Below are 18,060 nucleotides of genomic sequence, written 5' to 3'. Positions count from 1 at the left end.
TACCGAACGCCCAGATCAGCGACCTGGGTTGTCGCGGCATGGTCGGGACCACTCGATGCGGGTGCTCAGTGGTGGGCATGTACGACGGCGTGGCCCTTGCCGCGGCCGATCATCCACTTGTTGACCGGGGTGGTGACCAGGAAGGCGACCCCGAACCCGCCCAGCAGAGCCGACCAGAACAGCCCGTCGGAAAGGTGCGCGTCCATCGCGCCCGGCGTGAGGGCGATGATGGCGTTGTCGACGAACTCCATCACCGCGATCGAGACGGTGTCGGCGGCCAGCGCGACCTTGATCGCGGACCTGAGGTTCAGCCCCGCCCGGAGAACCGCGAACAGCGTGAACGAGTAGCCGAAGAGGAACGCCAGCGCGATCGCCAGGACCATGGTCGGCAGGTTGCCCCACAGCAATGCGGTGCCGATGACCATGCCGAGGATCTCGCCGATGGCGCATCCGGTCAGGCAGTGCAGGGTCGCCTTCACTGCCATGGACCAGGAGGCTCCCGCGTGGGTGCCGGTATGCGTCGCCGTGTGGTCGTGGCCGTGCGTGGTGTCGGTGTGATGAGTGCTGTGGTCCATGACCTTCATTCGCCTCATTCCCGTCGCAGGGCGGCCTGTTGCGGGACTCTCACAGTCCCGAACGTATACCCGTATGGGGTATATGGCAACGCCAGGGGCTCCGGCCTGCGATGCCGCAGGCCGGAGCCCCAGCCGGTGTTCGTCAGCCCCCGTCGGTCACCGTCAGTCCTTGCCGAGGAGCTTGTTCATCTCCTCGATCTCGGCTTTCTGAGCGGTGATGATGTCGTCCGCCATCTTCGTGGCCGGCCCGTACTGGCCCTTCCCCTTCTCGGTGGTGGCCATCTCCACGGCGCCCTCGTGATGCTCGACCATCAAGGTCAGGAACTTCGTGTCGAAGTCCTTGCCGGACGCTTTCATCAGCTCGTCCATGTCCTCCTTGCCCATCATCCCGGGCATGCCGGAGTCGGAGGAGTGGCCGGAGTGGTCCATGCCGGGCATGGCGGAGGGCATGTCCTCGCCCCAGGACTCCAGCCAGCCGGTCATCGTCTTGATCTCCGGGTCCTGGGCCTTCTCGATACGGGATGCCAGGTCCTTGACCTCGGCGGAGGACGCCTGGTCGGCGGCCATCCCGGCCATCTCAATGGCCTGCTGGTGGTGAGGGATCATGCCCTGCGCAAACGACACGTCCTGGTCGTTGTGGGCGCCGGCGGTGTCTTCGGCGCTCGCCGAGGCCGACGGCTGCGCGCCAGAGCCAGCGGCAGAGCCGGATTCGGCGCCGGTGTCCGAGCCGTCGTCGCTGCCGCAGGCGGCGAGGACGAAGGCGGCGGATACGGCCGTCGCGGCGAGCGCGGCTCGACGGACGAGGGAACGGGTTTGGGTCATGCCTTTGGACATGCGTGAACTCCTGCGGTGTCGCGAGGAAGAGTGCGCCGTCGGCGCGGGACATGGCTGAGGGCCGTACGCCTGTCGGCCGCGACGCATGCGGCAGCGGCGGGTACGGCCTGGCCTTGTCCTAGATCCGCAGAAGTTGCAGTTCGGCGAGTGAGGGAGGCGCACGGCCGCCCTCTGGTTCGGCAGCCACGGTCCGGTGGCCACCGAGCGGGGCCCCGGCCTGACCGGCCGGGTCGGGCATCAGCACGGGAAGGGCTGGGCCCGCGCCGACGGCGCCCGAGGCACACGCCGGATCGGCATGCTGCGTATGACCGCCGCCGTCACCGTGGCCATGGCAGACGGATTCGGTGCTCACGGGCGCCATGTCCGCATTCGCCATGTGCGCATGCGCGGCGGCGCCGGAGTGATGGCCGCCGACGACGGACGCCCCGCCCGGCGCGAGCCCATGCATCCCGAACAGCCCGGCCAGCAGCCCCAGCACCAACAGCGTCAGCCACCACGGCAGTGGCGGCTGCTCGCGGTGGAGCGGTGCACGGGCTGTCACGGCGCTCATGCTACGAGAACGGGCCTGAACTCCTGCCGGAGGGGCGCTGGGCGGAGGTGAACGTCACCAGTCGAGGTCCTTGTCCCCCTCCGTCGGCACGCCCACAGCCGTGAAGATGTCCAACGCCTGCTGCTGCTCGCGAGTTCAGCGGCAGAGCCGTCGGTCTTCTGCAGGGCGCGGGCGTGTGCCACGAGGGTTGCGTGCCGACCGCCCAGGGCACCGACCCGTCCGGTGGGGCCCGGAGCCTCTGGGACCTCTGGGACCTCTGGTTACGCAAGTTACTCAATGGGTACTTGCTGGACGAGTAGAGACATCCGGACCTTCGCGCTGTGGATTGACATTTTGTTGAACCCGCGCGGTGTAGCGGCCGTCCGCCCTGCCCCTCGTGGTTGCGCAACCACCCCTTCTGTGCGGCCATGCTGTGACGCCCGAGGCGCATCACAGTGGCCATGACCATGGGTGCCGCTCTGGCCCAGGGCGCCACCACCGCCGATGACCCGGCCTCGTCCGCCCCGTCGCGAGACCGCTCCGGCCAGGTCCGTATACGGGCCTTGTCCGACGACCTCGACAAGAAGACGCTGGACGGCGTTTTCGTCGGCAACATGTCCGCCCTCGCCGTCGACCGGGGCGGCCGGATCACCGCGGTGTCGGACGAGTCGTACCTCTACTCGCTCAAGGTGCGTGAGAAGGGGCGCGCCCTGAGCGCCGAGGCGGTGGCCGTGGCCCCGAGTACGGCGACTCAGGCCGGACGGACGCTCCGCCTTCGACGATGAAGGTCAACGTCGTCGAGACCGGGAGACCGCTCCATGCTCAGCCGCATAGCCGACCTCCTGGTGCCCGCCTTCGGCCGCTTGACCGTGACCACCGACCCTGGCGCCGACCTGCCGCCGGGCAGCATCATCGCCCCGAACCACACCTCGCTCGCCGACCCCGCTGTCGTGATCGCCGCGCTGCACCGCCTCGGCGTCGAACCGGTCATCATGGCCACCGCCGGTCTGTGGCGCGTGCCCGTACTCGGTCGCTCCCTCACCCGCGAAGGACATATCCCCGTACACCGCGGCGACCCACGGGCCTCGGCCGCACTCGACCTGGCCGCCCAGGCCCTTGAGCAGGGCAGGTACCTGCTCATCTACGCCGAGGGCGGCCTGCCCGGCCGCAAGGACGCCGCAGAGGCGCCCCCCGGCGACTTCCGCACCGGCCTGGCCCGCCTCGCCGAACGTACCGGCGCCCCCATCGTGCCCGTCGGCCAGGCCGGTTCCCGCCGCGTCACCTCGGGCAGCACGATCAAGCAGATCGCCGGCCTCGCCACAGCCCCACTGCGCCGACCCAGCCTCCACGTCCACGTGGGCGCCCCGATCGTGCTGAACGGCGACAGCTCCGCAGGCACGGCGCGGGCCCGAGCGGCGGTGACCACCGCGTGGCGTACGGCGGCCACATTCGCCCATGACCTCGGCGGAGTCCCCTCGCCTGGCGCGACCGCGGGGGCACGCCTACCGGTCGACGTCCGCCCCCAGCACCTGGTCGTGGCGCCCCAGAAAGCGGAACCTGCCGTTGCGGACCTGGTAGAGGAAGCGGGTTCGGTCCGGTTCCCGAGGCGGCGACCACGGCCGCCGCCGAGCCACCGATGGCCAGCACCCGGCGCCGGGACAGCCCCCGCTTTGCGCCCCCGGGATCCGGCGAGGCCGGAGGCTCCAGCCGCGGCGGCGGATTGAGGGCGCCCGCCGAACGGTCCGCCACCAGCCGCAGCACCTCGGGCGGCAGCCAGCCACCCGGCCCGTCGTGTCCCCCGGCACGACCGACCGCGCTGTACTCCCCCACCGCACCGCCCGTACGACCGGACACCGCCTCCAACACGGTCCGGAGCCCGGCGGCCGTGGGCCTGCGCCACGGTTCCTTGGCGAGGCAGCCGATGATCGCCTCGTACGCCCGTGGCGGCAGGAGGCGGTCGAGGCCAGCAGTGTCGGGATCCTCGTACACCGTGCGGTACAGGACCGCCGCCGCGTCGCCGGAGCCGAACGGCCGCCGCCCGGTGGCCGCATACGCCAGCACGCAGCCGAGGGAGAAGACATCGCTGGGCGGGCCGACCTCGCCCGTCCGCGCCTGGGCCTGTTCCGGGGAGAGGTAGCCGGGGCTGCCGATCACCGTGTCGGCGGCCGTCAGCGCGGTCGCGCCGGTGCCCTGGGCGATGCCGAAGTCGATCAGCCTGGGCCCGTCGAGGGCGAGGAGGATGTTGCCGGGCTTGACGTCCCGGTGCACCAGTCCCGCCGTGTGCACCTCGGCCAGCACCTCGGCCAGCGCTTCGGCCAGCCGGGCGCCGAGTGCTGTCACGGTGTGCGCGGGTACCGGTCCGTAGCCGTCGACCGCCTCCACGAGCGACGGACCGGGCACGAACTCCGTCGCCAGCCACGGCTCGCGCGCGTCCGGGTCGGCGGCCGTCACCGGCACCACCCACCGCCCCCGCGAGCCCGGTGGCCAGCCGCACCTCGCGGCGGAACCGGGCCCGGAAGGCGGGATCGGCGGCGTACTCGGCGCGGATCACCTTCAGCGCGGCAAGCGAACCGTCCGTCGTCCGGGCGAGATACACCATGCCCATGCCGCCCGAGCCGAGCCGGGTGAGCAGCCGGTGCCCGCCCAGCGACTCGGGATCCTCGGCCCGCAGCGCACGCACAGCCCGTCCCCGCCGTCAGGCCTGGCCCACCGCACCGACGTACGCGAACTTCCCGTCCTCGACCCGGTACTGATGAACCTTCAGCGGCTTGAGCTGGCCGGCCTCGTCGAACTCGTAGGTCATGGTCAGCCCCTTGAACCGGGCCTTGGAGACGGCCTTCGTGAGCTGCGCACGGCTGGGCCGCCGCCCGTTCGGTCCGGCGAGGTCGGTGAGCCGGTCGATGACCGGTCGAGTGGTGTCGTACGTCTCCGCCGCCCAGGTGCCCGGCGCGCTGCCGTACCGCTCGCGGAAGGCGGTGGCGAAGCCGAGTGGTGCGCTGTCCGGATCGCTGTACGAGGTCACGGTCCGCCAGCCCTCGGCCGCACCGCCCGCCGCGGCCGTGAACGACGCGGTCGCGGACGGCGCGGTCGCGGACGGCGCGTCCAGGAACCGCGGCCCCGAGAAGCCCTCTCCGTCCAGGGCGCGGGCGACCGTGGCGGCGCGCTCGGGCGTACCGGTGTAGATGAAGCCGTCGATGCCGGCCGCGAGCATGTCGGCGACCACCGTCGACGCGTTCCGCGCCTCGGGTACGACCCTTGCGTACAGGTCGAGTTGGCGGGTGCGGGCCACGGACTGGACGAGGTTCACCAACTCGATGCCGGCGATTCCTCCTGCCCGGTCGACCAGCAGGCCCGGCCGGCGCGAGCCCTGGTTGGCCAGCGCGTCAGCGGTGAACCAGACGGCGATCAAGAGGTCGTTCCACCGGGCCGGGTCGTTCCAGGAGTCATCCAGCAGCATGATCACGGCAACAAGCCCCGCCGTCACCGGCTCCAGCGGCAGCAGCACCGAGAGCAGGCGCGGCCGCCGGCCGGGTCAGGCGGCCGTGGCGGGACGTGGGCTGCCGTGGAAGACCTGGTCGGTGTGCCAGGCACGGTGGGCGGCCGCGATGGGGTCGACGCCCGGTTGTGGCCCGATGAGCGGGCGGCCGGCGAGCGCTATGACGTGCTCGCGGGCGGCGGAACTATGCCCCACGAAGCGCTGTGAGACCAGGATGCGGTGACCGTCACCGATACCCAGGACGCCCTTGTCGAAGAGTTTGTGGTGCAGGGAGCACAGACACACGCCGTTGTCGACGACGTCCGGCCCGTCGAACGCCCACCACCGCACATGCGCGGCCTCCAACCCGACCGGCACCGCCCCGATCCTGCCGTCGTAGCCGCAGAAGGCGCACTGGTACTCGTACGCCGTCAGCACCAGCTCCCGCAACCGCGGATCCCGCTGCTTCCTCCGCACGGCCGACAGATGCTCGGTCTCCGCGGGTTCCAGCTCCAGCCCCGCGGATTCGCACAGGTCACCGTGGAGCGAGGGCGGAAAGTGCAGATCGAGCAGGACCCGAGCCATCCGTCCGAGCAACGCCGGCTCACGCCGCAACGCCGCCCGCAACTCCGGCGCCAACCGCCCCGCGGCCCCCGCCGCCCGCAACTCCCGCACCCCACTGCCCGGACTGCCCGGCCCGCGATCGGTACGCACCTCCCACACCCCATCGCTCACCAGGTGATGAAACGGATAGGCAGGAGTAGTCCTGTTAGGCGGCCCGTACTCATCCAACAGCCTCTTGAGGTCCCCTTCCACGGCGCTGTACCGCAGCTCACCATCCCCATCCCGCTGAAACCGCCCAAGCGCGTACAGCAACAGCAAAGGCTTATGCGGAGCCCGAGCCCCACTCCTGCTGCTCCACTGCCTCAGCTTCGCGACGCGCTCCAGCCAGTCCATGACGGGCGATCGTAGTGGCGCCTCGGAGCGCGTTGGTGGGCGCGGGAGATCGCCGTACTGGACCACATACTGCGCCGCATCGTCCCAGCTTCATGTACATCTGTTACATTCATGACATGAGTGATCCGGTGATTGAGTCCATGGCCGAGGTTCGCAGCCACCTTGCCGACGTCATCGACCGTGCTCGCAGGGAGGAAACCCCCACGATCATCACTCGGCGTGGCAGGCAGGAAGCCGTCGTGATCGACATCCAGGAGTACCAGCGCTTGCGTGAGATCGCGGAGAACGCCGAAGAGGCATGGCTCAACCGGCTGGCCGACGAAGCCGAGTCCGAGGGCATGGAGGGGTCGGCCTCACTGGAAGAGATGGCCGCCCTGCTACGCGCTCATCAGGGCTGACCTCGTGGGGTACGTCACGCGCTTCACGCCGCACGCTCAACGGGACATGCTCAAAGTCCCGCGCCCGGACGCCCTGCGCATCCTGCACCGCCTCGCCGAGCTCCAGAAGGCGATGGACGCGGGGGACACCGCCGCGTTCGACATCAAAGTGCTTCAGGGGCACAGTGCCCGGTGGCGGCTCCGGATCGGCGACTACCGTGCCGTCTACACCGTCGAGGACGGTCAGCTGATCGTTTGGGTCCTGACTGTCGGCAATCGCCGCGACATCTACCGCCAAGTTCCGTAGGCCCTGCGCAGGGGAGGTCGGCGCCGACTGCCCGCCGAGAGTCGCGGGGCGTGCGCCTGCCTGTTGAGGACGGCTCCGGGTCTCGCCTGAACGACCGTGAGGGCGCTCAATGAGACGGAAACTGAGGCGGACCACGTTCGCGGTCGAACATGCGGACACCCCGGGAATGACGCTCGTGGTCACCACCGACCAGCCGCATCCGAGCAACTGGACCCGGTCGGCGTCCCACTTGGCCCGCCCCAGCAGATGCTGCATGCCGTCCGGGGTCCTCTCCGCGGCCCATTCGGCGATGGTCCAGCAGTTCTTGCGCGGCAGGTCCGACAGCAGTCCGAGCACCAACTGCCGTGCCCGGAACCGGGGTTCGACCCGTGTGAACCGTCCCGCTATCCGGCTCATCAGGCCCTCGAACGCCTCCTGCCAGCGGGCAGGGTCTACGCTGTGACCTGCGGCCACCGCGTGATCGTTTGTCTTCACACACCGATGATCAACGGGTGGGCCGCACCCGTCTCCACAGCGCGTCGGGGTCGCGCAGCGTCCGCCCGCCGTCCTGTGTCAGGAGGACATGTGCAACGTGGCGAAGTCTGGTGGGTGGAGTTCGACGAGCGGCGGCCGGTCGTGCTGCTGTCGGGAGACGACGCGTCCGGGATCCGGGTGATGCAGGTCGTCGCTCGGGCGGGTGTCGACATCACCGGTCTGGGCGTCGAAGTGGCAGTAGGCGCCGTGGAAGGACTGCCCTTTGAAGGCGTGCTTCGGTTCGCGTTCCCGCGTCCGGGCTTTACCCCTTGCACGTGGCTGACCACCGTGTCCCGGGACGACCTGATCGAGCGGGCGGGCGCCCTGTCCTCCGCGAAACTGAGCGAGATTGAGAACGCCCTCCGTCTCGGTGAGCAGGCGACGGAGTGGACCCCGGCGACGACCGCGAAGCTCAGCGAGATAAGGAACGCCCTCCGTCTCGGTGGACCCGGGTAGGCGGAGAAGGAATCGAACGCCCGCGACGGCGTGGTCGGTCTCGTGTGCTGCATGTCCTCGACGAGCAGGGGGTCCTCAAAGGCCACCCTGCCCAGTCCGCTGTCGGCCTCCGCCTGCGGACGTCTGCAATGCGGCCGTCCGGCCGGACCCCCACCGCTGCTGCCTCCGCCCGCCGCGCAGATCGCCGAGCGGACCGTCAGCAGCTCCGGCGGCCTCATGGTCGCCGGACAGCGCATCCAGCTCGGCCGCGGCTATGCCAGCCAGGTCGTCACCGCCCATCTAGACGAGACCAGCATCCGCATCTTCCAGGGAACCGAGCTGATCATCACCGTTCCCCGGGTCACCAGGAAGGAGGTAGTCGTCCGCAAGTCCGGCGAACACAACCGCCGGAAGATCGTCTAGGGCAGACGTCAAGCCTCACCCGGCGCCACCCCGTCAACCATCAACTGAGACTCGACACCTCCGCTGGGATGTGCCACAGCGGCGGCGTGTACTGCTCCGGGCGGCTGCTGATGAGCAGTTGGGGCAGGTCCTCGCGCAGGGAGCCGTTGAGGTTCAGCGCGTCGGTGATGCGGCGAAACGTCGTGTGGGTGACTCCGCGGCTTCGGGCTCGAACTGGGCGAGTTGGGACGGCACGGTTTCAGGGTCGAGCTTCGCCGGTGGTTGTTCCTTGAGCCATGCGGCCTTGTTGCGTTCGCAGTCGATCTCCGAGTAGCCGCAGACTTCGCGGCTGTGCGCCTCCACCTCGTCCAGGGTGGTGGCCGCCATGACGGCGCGGGCTAGCTGGTTGCAGCTCACGCGTCGTCCACGTCGGCCTCGTGGATCGTGGGGCCTTCGTCGGTGAGCGGGACGGGGAGTCCGGCGTCCCGCCTGCGAAAACCGAGAACAGAGCGTGGGCTTACACCTTCTTGACGACGATCGAGTCCGGGACCAGTTGCTCCAGGTCGTCCACGTCCGAGGTGAAGACGGTGACCTGCCCTTTCTGCTGTCGCGCGATGACGGCGAGCACGGCGTCGATCGCGTACTTGTGGCCGTGCAGCTTGGCATCAGCCAGAAGCCGGCGGGCCTGGCGGGCCTCGTCCTTTCCGATCTCGGCGACCTTGAGCCGCGAGAGCACCCAGTCCCAGCGCTGCTCGGTGGTCCTGCCGTCGTACGCCTCGACCAGCGTCATCGGAGACGTCACCACCTCGGCTTCGCCTCGAGCTGCGAGGTCGATCCAGGCGATCATCTTGCGGTCGCCTCGCACGGCCAGGGACAGCGCTTCGCAGTCGAGTACGAAGACGCGCAGTGGCCGCTGCCTGTGCTCACCGGCCCGCTTCTTCACGGGGCCTCTCCGGCGTCGCGCTTGCCGACTGCGCGGCGGCGCTCGTGCTCGGCGTCGAGATCCTCCAGTTCCTCGAACGCTGCCGTGCGCTCCTCCTCGTTGAGCGGGCCGTGTTCCTCCTGCAGCCAGTCGGACAGTTCCCGCAGCCGGTCGCGGTCGCGCTTGAAGCGAAGCGCCTCGGCGACGTACGCCGACAGGCCCCGCTCCGCCGCCTCCCCGCGGATCTCGTCCAGGAGATCCGCGGGGATCGTCACCGTCACCTTCTTGGTAGTCGCCATACAACAGACCATACTCTTGGTGTTGCCACCCTTACCAGGGCCCGACGACGAACTGAGGACGACCGACTGAGACGGAACCCGAGACGGACAACGTCGAAGGGCCCCACCGCGAACAGTGGGGCCCTTCGACATCGTGCCCGGTGAGGCACTGGCGGAGGATACGAGATTCGAACTCGTGAGGGGTTGCCCCCAACACGCTTTCCAAATGTTCGTCTGGGGGTTCGGCAACGCTCGGGGCGTCCTGACCTGCGGCGAGGCGTGGGGCTGGATGGTGCGCGGACGGCCCTGGACGGAGGTGAAAGCAACCAGAACTGCAACCAGCGGACAGCGGGTTCCCACTGGTCAGAGAGCTTGTGGCGTCGTCAGCACGATCGCGAGCCGGGAGCCACGCGACCTGCTGGGCGCCGAGGTGCACTTCGGAGCCGACCTGGCCGTATTCGTCACGACCACGCGCTTCAGCGGCCCCTCCGAGAGGTTGTGCTGCGGAACGGAATCCTCGCCGGGCACCGAGGTCACCTCGGACTGTGGAACAACGGGACCGCCCTGCCGTCCCTGAGCGAGGTGAACGGCCGTGGACAGGGCGACTTCCGTCACGTAGCAGGCTGGAAGCGGGCACCTGGGAAGACCGGTGGCTCGTTGCGTCCGGCCCGTACGATGGCGGTACCCCGTGATGGGCGTGGAGGCGCGATGAGCACGATGTATCCGGAGTACGCGCAGTGGTTGAGCCAGGTGCGACGTTCGATGAAGTTGCCCAAGGCGGTCAAGCTGCTGTTCGATCAGGGGCGCCTGTACATGTCGCCGGTGACGGAGGCGCACAGTGAGGCGGACGATTCGATTCGCTCCCAGCTGGCGGAGCAGCTGGGCGGGGAGTCCGGTCTGCACGTCACGCGTGACAAGGGAGTACTGCCAGAGCTGGACGGGTACACGCCCGAGCCCGATGTGCTGGTGGTGGACGCGGGCGCGCTCGGCCCGGGAGATGCGTTCGTCGATCAGAAGCATGTGCATTTCGTCGCGGAGAGCGTGTCCCGTTCGACGGTCGGGCAGGACTACGGGCGCAAGCTCAACCAGTACGCGGCGCGCGGGATTTCGACGTATCTGATCGTGGACGTGCTGACTGGGGAGTGCGTGCTCTACCAAGTGCCGAAAGGCGACGAATACACCTCGGCCGTGCCTTACCGCTTCGGTGAGGAGATCGGGTTCAGCCTGGCCGGGGTCGAGGTCACGGTGCGCACTGACTTCAAGAAGATCCGCTGAGGCTGCTCCCTCGGCCTTGGCAGCACGGCTCCGTGGCCCTGCCCGTGGTTCCGTATGCCCACCGGGACTGGCTACATCGCGGCGCACACCCATGAGTACGGCACGGGCAGGCACCCGATCTGTCAATCCCCTGGTTTCGTAGAGACCTCTCATATGCGGCCTAGCGCTTCTGGGCGCTCTTCTTGCGTGCTTCGGTGATGACCCGTTCGAACTCTTCCGGTGGCATCCCGCCGGCCGCGCTGAGCCTCCGTCTCGGGTTGTAGAACCCGGTGATCCAGGTCGCGATCTTCAACCGGGCCTCGGTCCGGGTGGCGAACCGGTGCCGGTGGATGTACTCGACCTTGATCTGCCGCGCCCGTGAAGGCAGCAACGCCCAAGCCGGGCGCCGCCAAGAAGGCCGCGAGCGAGACGCCCGCCCCTGTCGAGACCGCGCCTGCCGAGCCTGAGAAGACCGAGACGGCTCCCGTCGAGATCACACCTGAGACGTGGCGCGGCCACAAGGAGACCCCGGCTCAGGTGTGCGTGAAGGGCGTGGAGCAGCCGTTCGCCGCTCAGGCCGTGACGGGCTGCAGCATCAAGTTCCTCCAGTTCACTGACACGGAGGGCGAGCGCCAACGCATCCCCGCGAGCACGGTTGAGCGCGTCACCGTCTGACGTTCCACACCCAGCAGAGAGGGCGCCTCATCGAGGCGCCCTCTCGCATGGCTGGCCCTGCGCGCCGGCATTCGCTGACCAGCCAGGACGTCTCACGACAGCAACTCGTCCGAGCGCAGGCCCTCGGTGGGCACGCGGAGGATCGCGTGATCGCGGACAGTGTGGAAGTCCTTGCGCCCCGGTCCCCATGCGGTGATCGCCAGGGTGTCGTTCACGAACTCCTCGGACAGCGTCTTTGGCTTGCCCATCGGAGGCGTGGCGTAGCGCTGCAAGCGCGGGTCAAGGTACGGGTCCTCAGTCTCGTACTCCTCGGCCAGGTACGCGAACAGTGCGCGGAGGTTGCGCTGCACCGTGTTAGTGCCGTCGGTGTACCCGCCTTTGCCGTCCTGGCTCTTGGGTACGTCGTGCTCCTGGTAGTACCAGCGGAAGAAGCGGTTGAGCGTGGCGGTGTCGACCTCGGTGAAGCTGGTTACTTCCACACCCACCGCGTTGATCTGCGGCGATGACGTGAGCCAGTGGTGGAGCTGGACAGCCGCGTACTTGTAGGCGTTGATCGTCCGGCGCTGGAACGGACGGCCTTGCTTGTTCGTGGTCGTGCTGAGATGCAACTCAAGCTCTGCGATCAGCGACGTGCGTACGTCCTCAGCGCTCCTGACGCTGCGCATAGGCGCCAGGACAGTGAGCCGCAGCACGAGCCAGCACCGAGCAAAGAAGCCCCGATCCGCGTAATCGCAGATCAGGGCTACCTTGTCGTGCCCGGTGAGGCACTGGCGGAGGATACGAGATTCGAACTCGTGAGGGGTTGCCCCCAACACGCTTTCCAAGCGTGCGCCCTAGGCCTCTAGGCGAATCCTCCGCCGGAAACATTACAGGACTCCGGGGAGTGGTCGCGAACTCGTTCGTGCCGGTCAGATCCTGTACCCTGTGCGGAGCCCCTCACGCGGCGCTATCTGACTGAACTCCCCCAGGGCCGGAAGGCAGCAAGGGTAGGTTGGCTCTGGCGGGTGCGTGGGGGGCGCTTGCGTTCCGGGGGGAATCCAGAGGGTCCGTACGGGGCTGGCGACGGGGTTGTTCCGCGGGCGGTCCGGGTTGTCAGTGGGCGCCTATAACCTCGTATGCGTGTCGTCTCTCGCGCTGTACCGCCGTTATCGCCCGGAGTCGTTCGCCGAGGTCATCGGGCAGGAGCATGTCACCGACCCGTTGCAGCAGGCGCTGCGGAACAACCGGGTCAATCACGCGTACCTGTTCAGCGGGCCGCGCGGCTGCGGAAAGACGACCAGTGCGCGCATCCTGGCCCGCTGTCTGAACTGCGAGCAGGGGCCGACGCCCACGCCCTGCGGGGAGTGCCAGTCCTGCCAGGACCTGGCCAGGAACGGGCCGGGGTCCATCGACGTCATCGAGATCGACGCCGCCTCGCACGGCGGTGTGGACGATGCCCGTGACCTGCGGGAAAAGGCCTTCTTCGGGCCGGCCAGCAGCCGGTACAAGATCTACATCATCGACGAGGCGCACATGGTCACCTCGGCGGGCTTCAACGCCCTGCTGAAGGTGGTCGAGGAGCCGCCGGAGCACCTCAAGTTCATCTTCGCCACGACCGAGCCCGAGAAGGTCATCGGGACCATCCGGTCGCGGACGCATCACTACCCGTTCCGGCTCGTGCCGCCGGGGACCCTGAGGGAGTATCTGGCCGAGGTCTGCGGGCGTGAGGGCGTTTCCGTCGAGGACGGGGTCCTTCCGCTTGTCGTGCGGGCCGGGGCCGGGTCCGTACGTGACTCCATGTCCGTCATGGATCAGCTGCTGGCCGCGGTCGGTGCGGACGGTGTGACGTATGCCATGGCGACCTCGCTGCTGGGGTATACGGACGGGTCCTTGCTGGACTCCGTCGTCGAGGCCTTCGCGGCGGGGGATGGGGCCGCTGCCTTCGAGGTCGTGGACCAGATCATCGAAGGGGGCAACGATCCGCGGCGGTTCGTCGCCGATCTGCTGGAGCGGCTCAGGGACCTGGTGATTCTGGCGGCGGTGCCCGATGCCGCGGAGAAGGGGCTCATCGATGCTCCCTCCGATGTGGTGGAGCGGATGCAGGCCCAGGCCGGGGTTTTCGGTGCGGCCGAGCTGAGCCGGGCCGCCGACATCGTCAATGACGGGCTTACGGAGATGAGGGGGGCCACCGCGCCCCGGCTTCAGCTCGAGTTGATCTGTGCACGGGTGCTGCTGCCCGCGGCGTACGGCGATGAGCGGTCCGTCATGGCTCGGCTCGACCGGTTGGAGCGGGGGGTCAACTTCACGGGGGCGGGGGCCGGGCCTGCCATGGGGTACGTGCCTGGGCCCGACGTGCATGGGGGTGCGGTTCACGGGAGTGCGCAGGGCGGCTCGGCGGCGGTGCCAGCTGGTGCGCAGGGGAGCGGGCCGGAGGCGGCTCGGGCGGCGGTGCGGGGGACGGGGGCTTCGGGATCCGGGGCCGGTGCGGGTGCGGTTGCCGGTGCAGGTCGGGCGGCTGGAAGGGCGCAGGAAGCGGGGGCCGGGTCGGCGGCTCAGGGCGGCGCCGCCGCCCAGCCTCCAGCCGCGCCCGCAGCTCCGTCCCCTCAGAAACCGCCCGCTCAAGCACCGCCCGCTCAGGCACCGACGGGCGCTCCCCCGGGCGCATCCCCGGGCGCTTCCTCCACCGGGCAAGCGCCCGGTGCCTGGCCCACCGCGACGGCCGCGGGCAGCGGTCGGCGTCCCGGTGGGTGGCCGACGGCGGCGCCCGCGGGCGGGGGGCAGGCTCCGGCCGCGTCGTCGCAGACCCCCACGGCTCCGCCGTCTACGGGTCGGCCCGCGCCATCCGCCCCTGCGGGCCCATCCGGTCCTTCCGCCCCTTCCGCACCGGCGGCTTCCGTGAGCGGCGGGCCCGACCCCCGCATGCTGTGGCCGAACATCCTTGAGGCGGTGAAGAACCGGCGCCGTTTCACGTGGATCCTGCTCAGTCAGAACGCGCAGGTCGCGGGCTTCGACGGTACGACGCTCCAGCTCGGCTTCGTCAACGCGGGGGCGCGCGACAACTTCCTGAGCAGCGGCAGTGAGGAGGTGTTGCGCCAGGCGTTGGCCGAGCAGTTCCAGGTGCAGTGGAAGGTCGAGGCGATCGTCGATGCGTCGGGGGGTTCAGCGGCAGCACCTCCGACTGCCGGGCCCGGCACCGGCGGGGGCTACGCGTCTGCCGGGGGCTACGGCTCCTCAGGCCCCGCCAATCCACCCGCGTCCAGGCCCTCCGCACCACAGCAACCCGCTGCCCCGACGCCCGGGCCGAACGCAGCTCAGGCTCCGGCCACACCCGCTCCGGCCCCCGCCGCATCGACGACGCCTCCGCCGCGCCCCTCGGCTCCGGAGCCGCCACCTGTCTCCCCGGAGGACGACACCCCGGAGGACGACGATCCCGACCTCGACGAGTCGGCGTTGTCGGGGCATGAGTTGATCGTTCGGGAGCTGGGAGCGACGGTGGTGGAGGAGTTCTCGAACGAGTAGCGAGTAGCCAGGAGCGAGTAGTAGGCAGGCGCAAGCTGTCGGAGGAGGTGACTTCGATGGCTCGGCTGGTTGTCGCCGGTGAGGACGTCGTGGTTCGCCCGACCGGGCTGGAGAGGCTTCTTGGCCTGCGCCAAGAGGTCCGGATACCGCTGGCGGCCGTCAACGACGTACGGATCGAGCGGGACTGGTGGCGCGCGCTGCGTGGCCGGCGGCGCCACGGCCGGTCGAGTCCCGGCCGCTACTGCCTGGGCGAGTGGCAGCACACGCAGGGCCGGGACTACGTCGCGGTACGCGCGAACAGTCCTGCGGTCCTCGTCGACCTGCGGCCCTCCGCGCCCTACGCCCGCCTCGCCGTCTCCGTACCCGACCCCGAGCCTGTCGCCGAGGCGATCCGACAGCGCCGGGACGAGCACGCCAGGAACCAGCCGGGGGCGGCCCCGACAGCGCAATCACCGGGCCAGGCACCACCGGCGCAACCGCACACCCGAGGTCACCGTTCAGGATTCCCCGGCCCCACGACAGGTCCCGTCACCTCCACAAAGGCGGGCCGCAGCAGGCGGTCGCCGACGCGGTAGCCGGGCCGGAGGATCTCCGTGCAGGTCAGGTCGGCCGCGTCCGGGGAGACGTGGTGCCGGGCCGCTTCGTGGCGCGTGGGGTCGAAGGGTTCGCCCTCCTCCCCGAAGGACTCCAGGCCCAGCGAACCGAGTTGGGTCTCCAGCGTTTCGGCGATGTCCTTCAGGCCGGGTGTCAGGGGCTCGTACTTGCGCGTGCGGTCGACGGCGTCCAGTACGGGCAGGAGGGCACGCAGGACGTTGGCCGCCGCGATCTGACGTACGGCCAACCGGTCCCTGCGTACCCGCTTGCGGTAGTTGTCGTACTCGGCCTTCACTCGCTGGAGGTCGGCGGTGCGCTCCTCCAGCAGGCGCTCCAGTTCCTCCTGCGTCCGCGGCCGGGTTCGGTTCATCGTCAGCCTGCCCGTGAACTGTCGCCTGCCCGTGAGCTGTCGCCCGTCCGTGAGCTGTCGCCCGTCCGTGAGCTGTCGTCGTCGACGATCTCGGCGTCCACCACCTCGTCGTCCCCGCCGGCACCGGACTGCCCAGCCTGGCCCGCCTGTTCGCTGCCCGCGCGCGACTGCTCGTACATCGCGGTGCCGATCTTCTGGGCGGCCGTCGCCGCCTTCTCCATCGACTGCCGGATGGCCGCGGTGTCCTCGCCCTTGAGCTGCTCCTTCAGGTCCGCGAGCGCGGCCTCGGTCTCGCTCCGCGCGTCGGCCGGGATCTTCACGTCGCTGTCTTCGTGATCCTTGATGAGCCGCTCTGTCTGGTAGACGAGCTGCTCCGCCTGGTTACGGGTCTCGGCGGCCTCGCGGCGCCTGCGGTCCTCCTCCGCGTGCCGTTCGGCCTCGCGGACCATGCGGTCGATGTCGTCCTTCGGAAGCGCGGAGCCACCGGTGACGGTCATCTTCTGCTCCTTGCCCGTACCGAGGTCCTTCGCGGAGACGTGCATGATGCCGTTGGCATCGATGTCGAAGGCGACCTCGATCTGCGGCACACCACGCGGCGCGGGCGCGATGCCCATCAGCTCGAACATGCCGAGCTTCTTGTTGTACGCCGCGATCTCCCGCTCGCCCTGGAAGACCTGCACGGTCACGGACGGCTGGTTGTCCTCCGCCGTCGTGAAGATCTCCGAACGACGCGTCGGGATCGTCGTGTTGCGCTCGATGAGCTTGGTCATGATGCCGCCCTTGGTCTCGATGCCGAGGGACAGCGGTGTGACATCCAGCAGCAGTACGTCCTTGACCTCGCCCTTGAGCACACCGGCCTGGAGTGAGGCACCGACGGCCACGACCTCGTCCGGGTTGACGCCCTTGTGCGGCTCCTTGCCGGTCAGCTCCTTGACCAGCGAGGTCACCGCGGGCATCCGGGTCGAACCGCCCACCAGGATCACGTGGTCGATGTCGGACAGCTTGATCCCGGCGTCCTTGACCGCCTGGTGGAAGGGACCCTTGCAGCGGTCGAGCAGATCACTGGTCAGCTGCTCGAACTGGGCGCGCGTCAGCTTCTCGTCAAGGTGCAGGGGGCCCTCCGCGGAGGCCGTGATGTACGGCAGGTTGATGTTGGTCTCCGACGAGCTGGACAGCTCGATCTTCGCCTTCTCCGCCGCCTCGCGCAGCCGCTGCACGGCCATCTTGTCCTTGGACAGGTCCACGCCGTACGCGTTCTTGAACTGCTTGACCAGGTGGTCGACGATCCGCTGGTCCCAGTCGTCACCGCCGAGATGCGTGTCACCGTTCGTGGCCTTCACCTCGATGACGCCCTCGCCCATCTCAAGGAGCGACACGTCGAAAGTTCCGCCCCCGAGGTCGAAGACCAGGACCGTCTGGTCGTTCTCCTTGTCCAGTCCGTACGCGAGGGCCGCGGCCGTCGGCTCGTTGATGATCCGCAGGACGTTGAGACCGGCGATCTCACCGGCTTCCTTGGTCGCCTGGCGCTGGGTGTCGTCGAAGTACGCGGGTACGGTGATCACCGCGTCCGTCACGTCCTCGCCCAGGTACGCCTCGGCGTCGCGCTTGAGCTTCTGCAGGACACGTGCGGAGATCTCCTGCGGGGTGTAGCGCTTCCCGTCGATGCTCCCCTTGTCGGGGAAACGCCACGCATGGTCCCCCATGTGCCGCTTGACGGACCGCGCGGTGCGCTCGACGTTCGTCACCGCCTGGCGCTTGGCGATCTCGCCGACCAGCACCTCGTTGCTCTTGGCGAACGCCACGACCGACGGGGTCGTCCTGGCGCCCTCCGTGTTCGTGATGACGGTGGGCTCGCCGCCCTCGAGGACCGAGACCACCGAGTTCGTCGTCCCAAGGTCGATACCAACCGAACGCGCCATCTCTCCCTCCTCTTTGCCCTGCAAATGGCGCTTGCATGCCTCACCTGCTGTGATAAAACTTGAGCTTCCTCTTGTCAAGGTGAGGGACGCACTCGGCGGACACTGCAGGTGCGTTGTGGCTGGTCGCTCCCCCACTCTCGGCTTCG

20 protein-coding genes, 1 tRNA gene, 1 other RNA gene and 5 pseudogenes are annotated in these 18,060 nt (G+C 69.2%); 11 read left to right on the top strand and 16 right to left on the bottom strand.

The window, feature by feature from the left end; translation table 11 throughout:
- Positions 1–65: 65 nt before the first annotated feature.
- From OHT21_RS24375 to OHT21_RS24365, 3 genes are all read right to left on the bottom strand, one after another.
- Positions 66–575 carry a DUF4396 domain-containing protein gene (locus tag OHT21_RS24375; protein WP_328770465.1) on the bottom strand — a complete coding sequence of 170 codons (510 nt, stop codon included), beginning with the start codon at positions 573–575 and terminating at the stop codon, positions 66–68.
- Between the two features lie 162 nt (positions 576–737).
- Positions 738–1,397 (bottom strand): DUF305 domain-containing protein, encoded by a 660-nt coding sequence (locus OHT21_RS24370; protein WP_328774205.1) that lies wholly within the window; start codon positions 1,395–1,397, stop codon positions 738–740.
- 130 nt (positions 1,398–1,527) lie between these two features.
- On the bottom strand, positions 1,528–1,950 hold the full coding sequence (locus OHT21_RS24365) for a DUF6153 family protein (RefSeq protein WP_328770464.1): 423 nt from the start codon (positions 1,948–1,950) through the stop codon (positions 1,528–1,530).
- Positions 1,951–2,399: 449 nt separating this feature from the next.
- Between OHT21_RS24365 and OHT21_RS24360 the strand changes: the two genes are divergently transcribed.
- A complete protein-coding gene (locus tag OHT21_RS24360) occupies positions 2,400–2,723 on the top strand; it encodes a hypothetical protein (RefSeq protein ID WP_328770463.1) in 324 nt (107 codons plus the stop codon).
- A 33-nt stretch (positions 2,724–2,756) separates the two neighbouring features.
- Positions 2,757–3,386 (top strand): annotated as a pseudogene (locus OHT21_RS24355) (lysophospholipid acyltransferase family protein); the annotation flags it as partial.
- A gap of 145 nt (positions 3,387–3,531) precedes the next feature.
- On the opposite strand, the pseudogene OHT21_RS24350 reads toward OHT21_RS24355, so the two are convergent.
- From OHT21_RS24350 to OHT21_RS24340, 3 genes and pseudogenes are all read right to left on the bottom strand, one after another.
- Positions 3,532–4,618 (bottom strand): annotated as a pseudogene (locus tag OHT21_RS24350) (serine/threonine-protein kinase); the annotation flags it as partial.
- A gap of 15 nt (positions 4,619–4,633) precedes the next feature.
- Positions 4,634–5,443, bottom strand: coding sequence for a hypothetical protein (locus OHT21_RS24345; protein WP_328770462.1), 810 nt, complete (start codon positions 5,441–5,443; stop codon positions 4,634–4,636).
- A gap of 27 nt (positions 5,444–5,470) precedes the next feature.
- Positions 5,471–6,370: a phosphorothioated DNA-binding restriction endonuclease gene (locus OHT21_RS24340; RefSeq protein WP_328770461.1), complete on the bottom strand. Its 900-nt coding sequence runs from the start codon at positions 6,368–6,370 to the stop codon at positions 5,471–5,473.
- A 116-nt stretch (positions 6,371–6,486) separates the two neighbouring features.
- On the opposite strand from OHT21_RS24340, the gene OHT21_RS24335 reads away from it, so the two are divergent.
- Both OHT21_RS24335 and OHT21_RS24330 read left to right on the top strand, forming a co-directional pair.
- Entirely contained in the window at positions 6,487–6,768 is a 282-nt protein-coding gene (locus OHT21_RS24335; protein ID WP_328770460.1) for a type II toxin-antitoxin system Phd/YefM family antitoxin, read from the top strand.
- Between the two features lie 4 nt (positions 6,769–6,772).
- Complete coding sequence (locus OHT21_RS24330) at positions 6,773–7,054, top strand: type II toxin-antitoxin system RelE family toxin (RefSeq protein WP_328770459.1); 282 nt, start codon at positions 6,773–6,775, stop codon at positions 7,052–7,054.
- 207 nt (positions 7,055–7,261) lie between these two features.
- On the opposite strand, the pseudogene OHT21_RS24325 reads toward OHT21_RS24330, so the two are convergent.
- Positions 7,262–7,450: pseudogene (locus tag OHT21_RS24325) on the bottom strand (IS701 family transposase); the annotation flags it as partial.
- Between the two features lie 168 nt (positions 7,451–7,618).
- Here OHT21_RS24325 and OHT21_RS24320 point away from each other — a divergent pair.
- Complete coding sequence (locus OHT21_RS24320) at positions 7,619–8,023, top strand: type II toxin-antitoxin system PemK/MazF family toxin (protein WP_328770458.1); 405 nt, start codon at positions 7,619–7,621, stop codon at positions 8,021–8,023.
- Between the two features lie 35 nt (positions 8,024–8,058).
- Positions 8,059–8,425: pseudogene (locus OHT21_RS24315) on the top strand (IS481 family transposase); the annotation flags it as partial.
- 40 nt (positions 8,426–8,465) lie between these two features.
- Here OHT21_RS24315 and OHT21_RS24310 read toward each other — a convergent pair.
- The 4 genes and pseudogenes from OHT21_RS24310 to OHT21_RS24295 form a co-directional block, all read right to left on the bottom strand.
- Positions 8,466–8,892: pseudogene (locus OHT21_RS24310) on the bottom strand (DUF1152 domain-containing protein); the annotation flags it as partial.
- Positions 8,893–8,921: 29 nt separating this feature from the next.
- Positions 8,922–9,347: a PIN domain-containing protein gene (locus OHT21_RS24305; RefSeq protein WP_328770457.1), complete on the bottom strand. Its 426-nt coding sequence runs from the start codon at positions 9,345–9,347 to the stop codon at positions 8,922–8,924.
- Complete coding sequence (locus tag OHT21_RS24300; RefSeq protein WP_328770456.1) at positions 9,344–9,625, bottom strand: CopG family transcriptional regulator; 282 nt, start codon at positions 9,623–9,625, stop codon at positions 9,344–9,346. The genes OHT21_RS24305 and OHT21_RS24300 overlap by 4 nt, the downstream gene beginning before the upstream one ends.
- Positions 9,626–9,967: 342 nt before the next feature.
- Positions 9,968–10,219: a hypothetical protein gene (locus OHT21_RS24295; RefSeq protein ID WP_328770455.1), complete on the bottom strand. Its 252-nt coding sequence runs from the start codon at positions 10,217–10,219 to the stop codon at positions 9,968–9,970.
- A gap of 93 nt (positions 10,220–10,312) precedes the next feature.
- On the opposite strand from OHT21_RS24295, the gene OHT21_RS24290 reads away from it, so the two are divergent.
- The gene (locus OHT21_RS24290) at positions 10,313–10,879 is read left to right on the top strand and encodes a Uma2 family endonuclease (RefSeq protein WP_328770454.1); all 567 of its coding nucleotides are present in this window, start codon (positions 10,313–10,315) and stop codon (positions 10,877–10,879) included.
- Positions 10,880–11,039: 160 nt separating this feature from the next.
- Here the strand turns inward: OHT21_RS24290 and OHT21_RS24285 are convergent, their stop codons facing one another.
- Positions 11,040–11,249, bottom strand: coding sequence for an IS3 family transposase (locus OHT21_RS24285; RefSeq protein WP_328770453.1), 210 nt, complete (start codon positions 11,247–11,249; stop codon positions 11,040–11,042).
- Between OHT21_RS24285 and OHT21_RS24280 the strand changes: the two genes are divergently transcribed.
- Positions 11,237–11,533 carry a hypothetical protein gene (locus OHT21_RS24280; RefSeq protein WP_328770452.1) on the top strand — a complete coding sequence of 99 codons (297 nt, stop codon included), beginning with the start codon at positions 11,237–11,239 and terminating at the stop codon, positions 11,531–11,533. The two genes, OHT21_RS24285 and OHT21_RS24280, sit on opposite strands and share 13 nt — an antisense overlap.
- A 92-nt stretch (positions 11,534–11,625) precedes the next feature.
- On the opposite strand, the gene OHT21_RS24275 is transcribed toward OHT21_RS24280, so the two are convergent.
- Both OHT21_RS24275 and OHT21_RS24270 read right to left on the bottom strand, forming a co-directional pair.
- Positions 11,626–12,198, bottom strand: coding sequence for a hypothetical protein (locus OHT21_RS24275; protein WP_328770451.1), 573 nt, complete (start codon positions 12,196–12,198; stop codon positions 11,626–11,628).
- Positions 12,199–12,301: 103 nt separating this feature from the next.
- Positions 12,302–12,389, bottom strand: a tRNA-Ser gene (locus tag OHT21_RS24270).
- Between the two features lie 71 nt (positions 12,390–12,460).
- Here OHT21_RS24270 and ffs point away from each other — a divergent pair.
- The 3 genes from ffs to OHT21_RS24255 all read left to right on the top strand — a co-directional run bounded on the left by ffs (position 12,461) and on the right by OHT21_RS24255 (position 15,606).
- An RNA gene (ffs, locus tag OHT21_RS24265) (signal recognition particle sRNA small type) lies at positions 12,461–12,559 on the top strand.
- 93 nt (positions 12,560–12,652) lie between these two features.
- Positions 12,653–15,031 carry a DNA polymerase III subunit gamma and tau gene (locus OHT21_RS24260; protein WP_328770450.1) on the top strand — a complete coding sequence of 793 codons (2,379 nt, stop codon included), beginning with the start codon at positions 12,653–12,655 and terminating at the stop codon, positions 15,029–15,031.
- Positions 15,032–15,087: 56 nt separating this feature from the next.
- On the top strand, positions 15,088–15,606 hold the full coding sequence (locus OHT21_RS24255) for a hypothetical protein (protein WP_328770449.1): 519 nt from the start codon (positions 15,088–15,090) through the stop codon (positions 15,604–15,606).
- Here OHT21_RS24255 and grpE read toward each other — a convergent pair.
- Both grpE and dnaK read right to left on the bottom strand, forming a co-directional pair.
- Positions 15,522–15,995 (bottom strand): nucleotide exchange factor GrpE, encoded by a 474-nt coding sequence (gene grpE, locus OHT21_RS24250; protein ID WP_328770448.1) that lies wholly within the window; start codon positions 15,993–15,995, stop codon positions 15,522–15,524. The two genes, OHT21_RS24255 and grpE, sit on opposite strands and share 85 nt — an antisense overlap.
- 2 nt (positions 15,996–15,997) lie before the next feature.
- Entirely contained in the window at positions 15,998–17,914 is a 1,917-nt protein-coding gene (gene dnaK / locus OHT21_RS24245) for a molecular chaperone DnaK (protein WP_328770447.1), read from the bottom strand.
- Positions 17,915–18,060 lie beyond the last annotated feature (146 nt).

Source organism: Streptomyces sp. NBC_00286, assembly GCF_036173125.1.
GTDB lineage: Bacteria > Actinomycetota > Actinomycetes > Streptomycetales > Streptomycetaceae > Streptomyces.
This window is presented reverse-complemented; position numbering and strand designations above follow the sequence as displayed.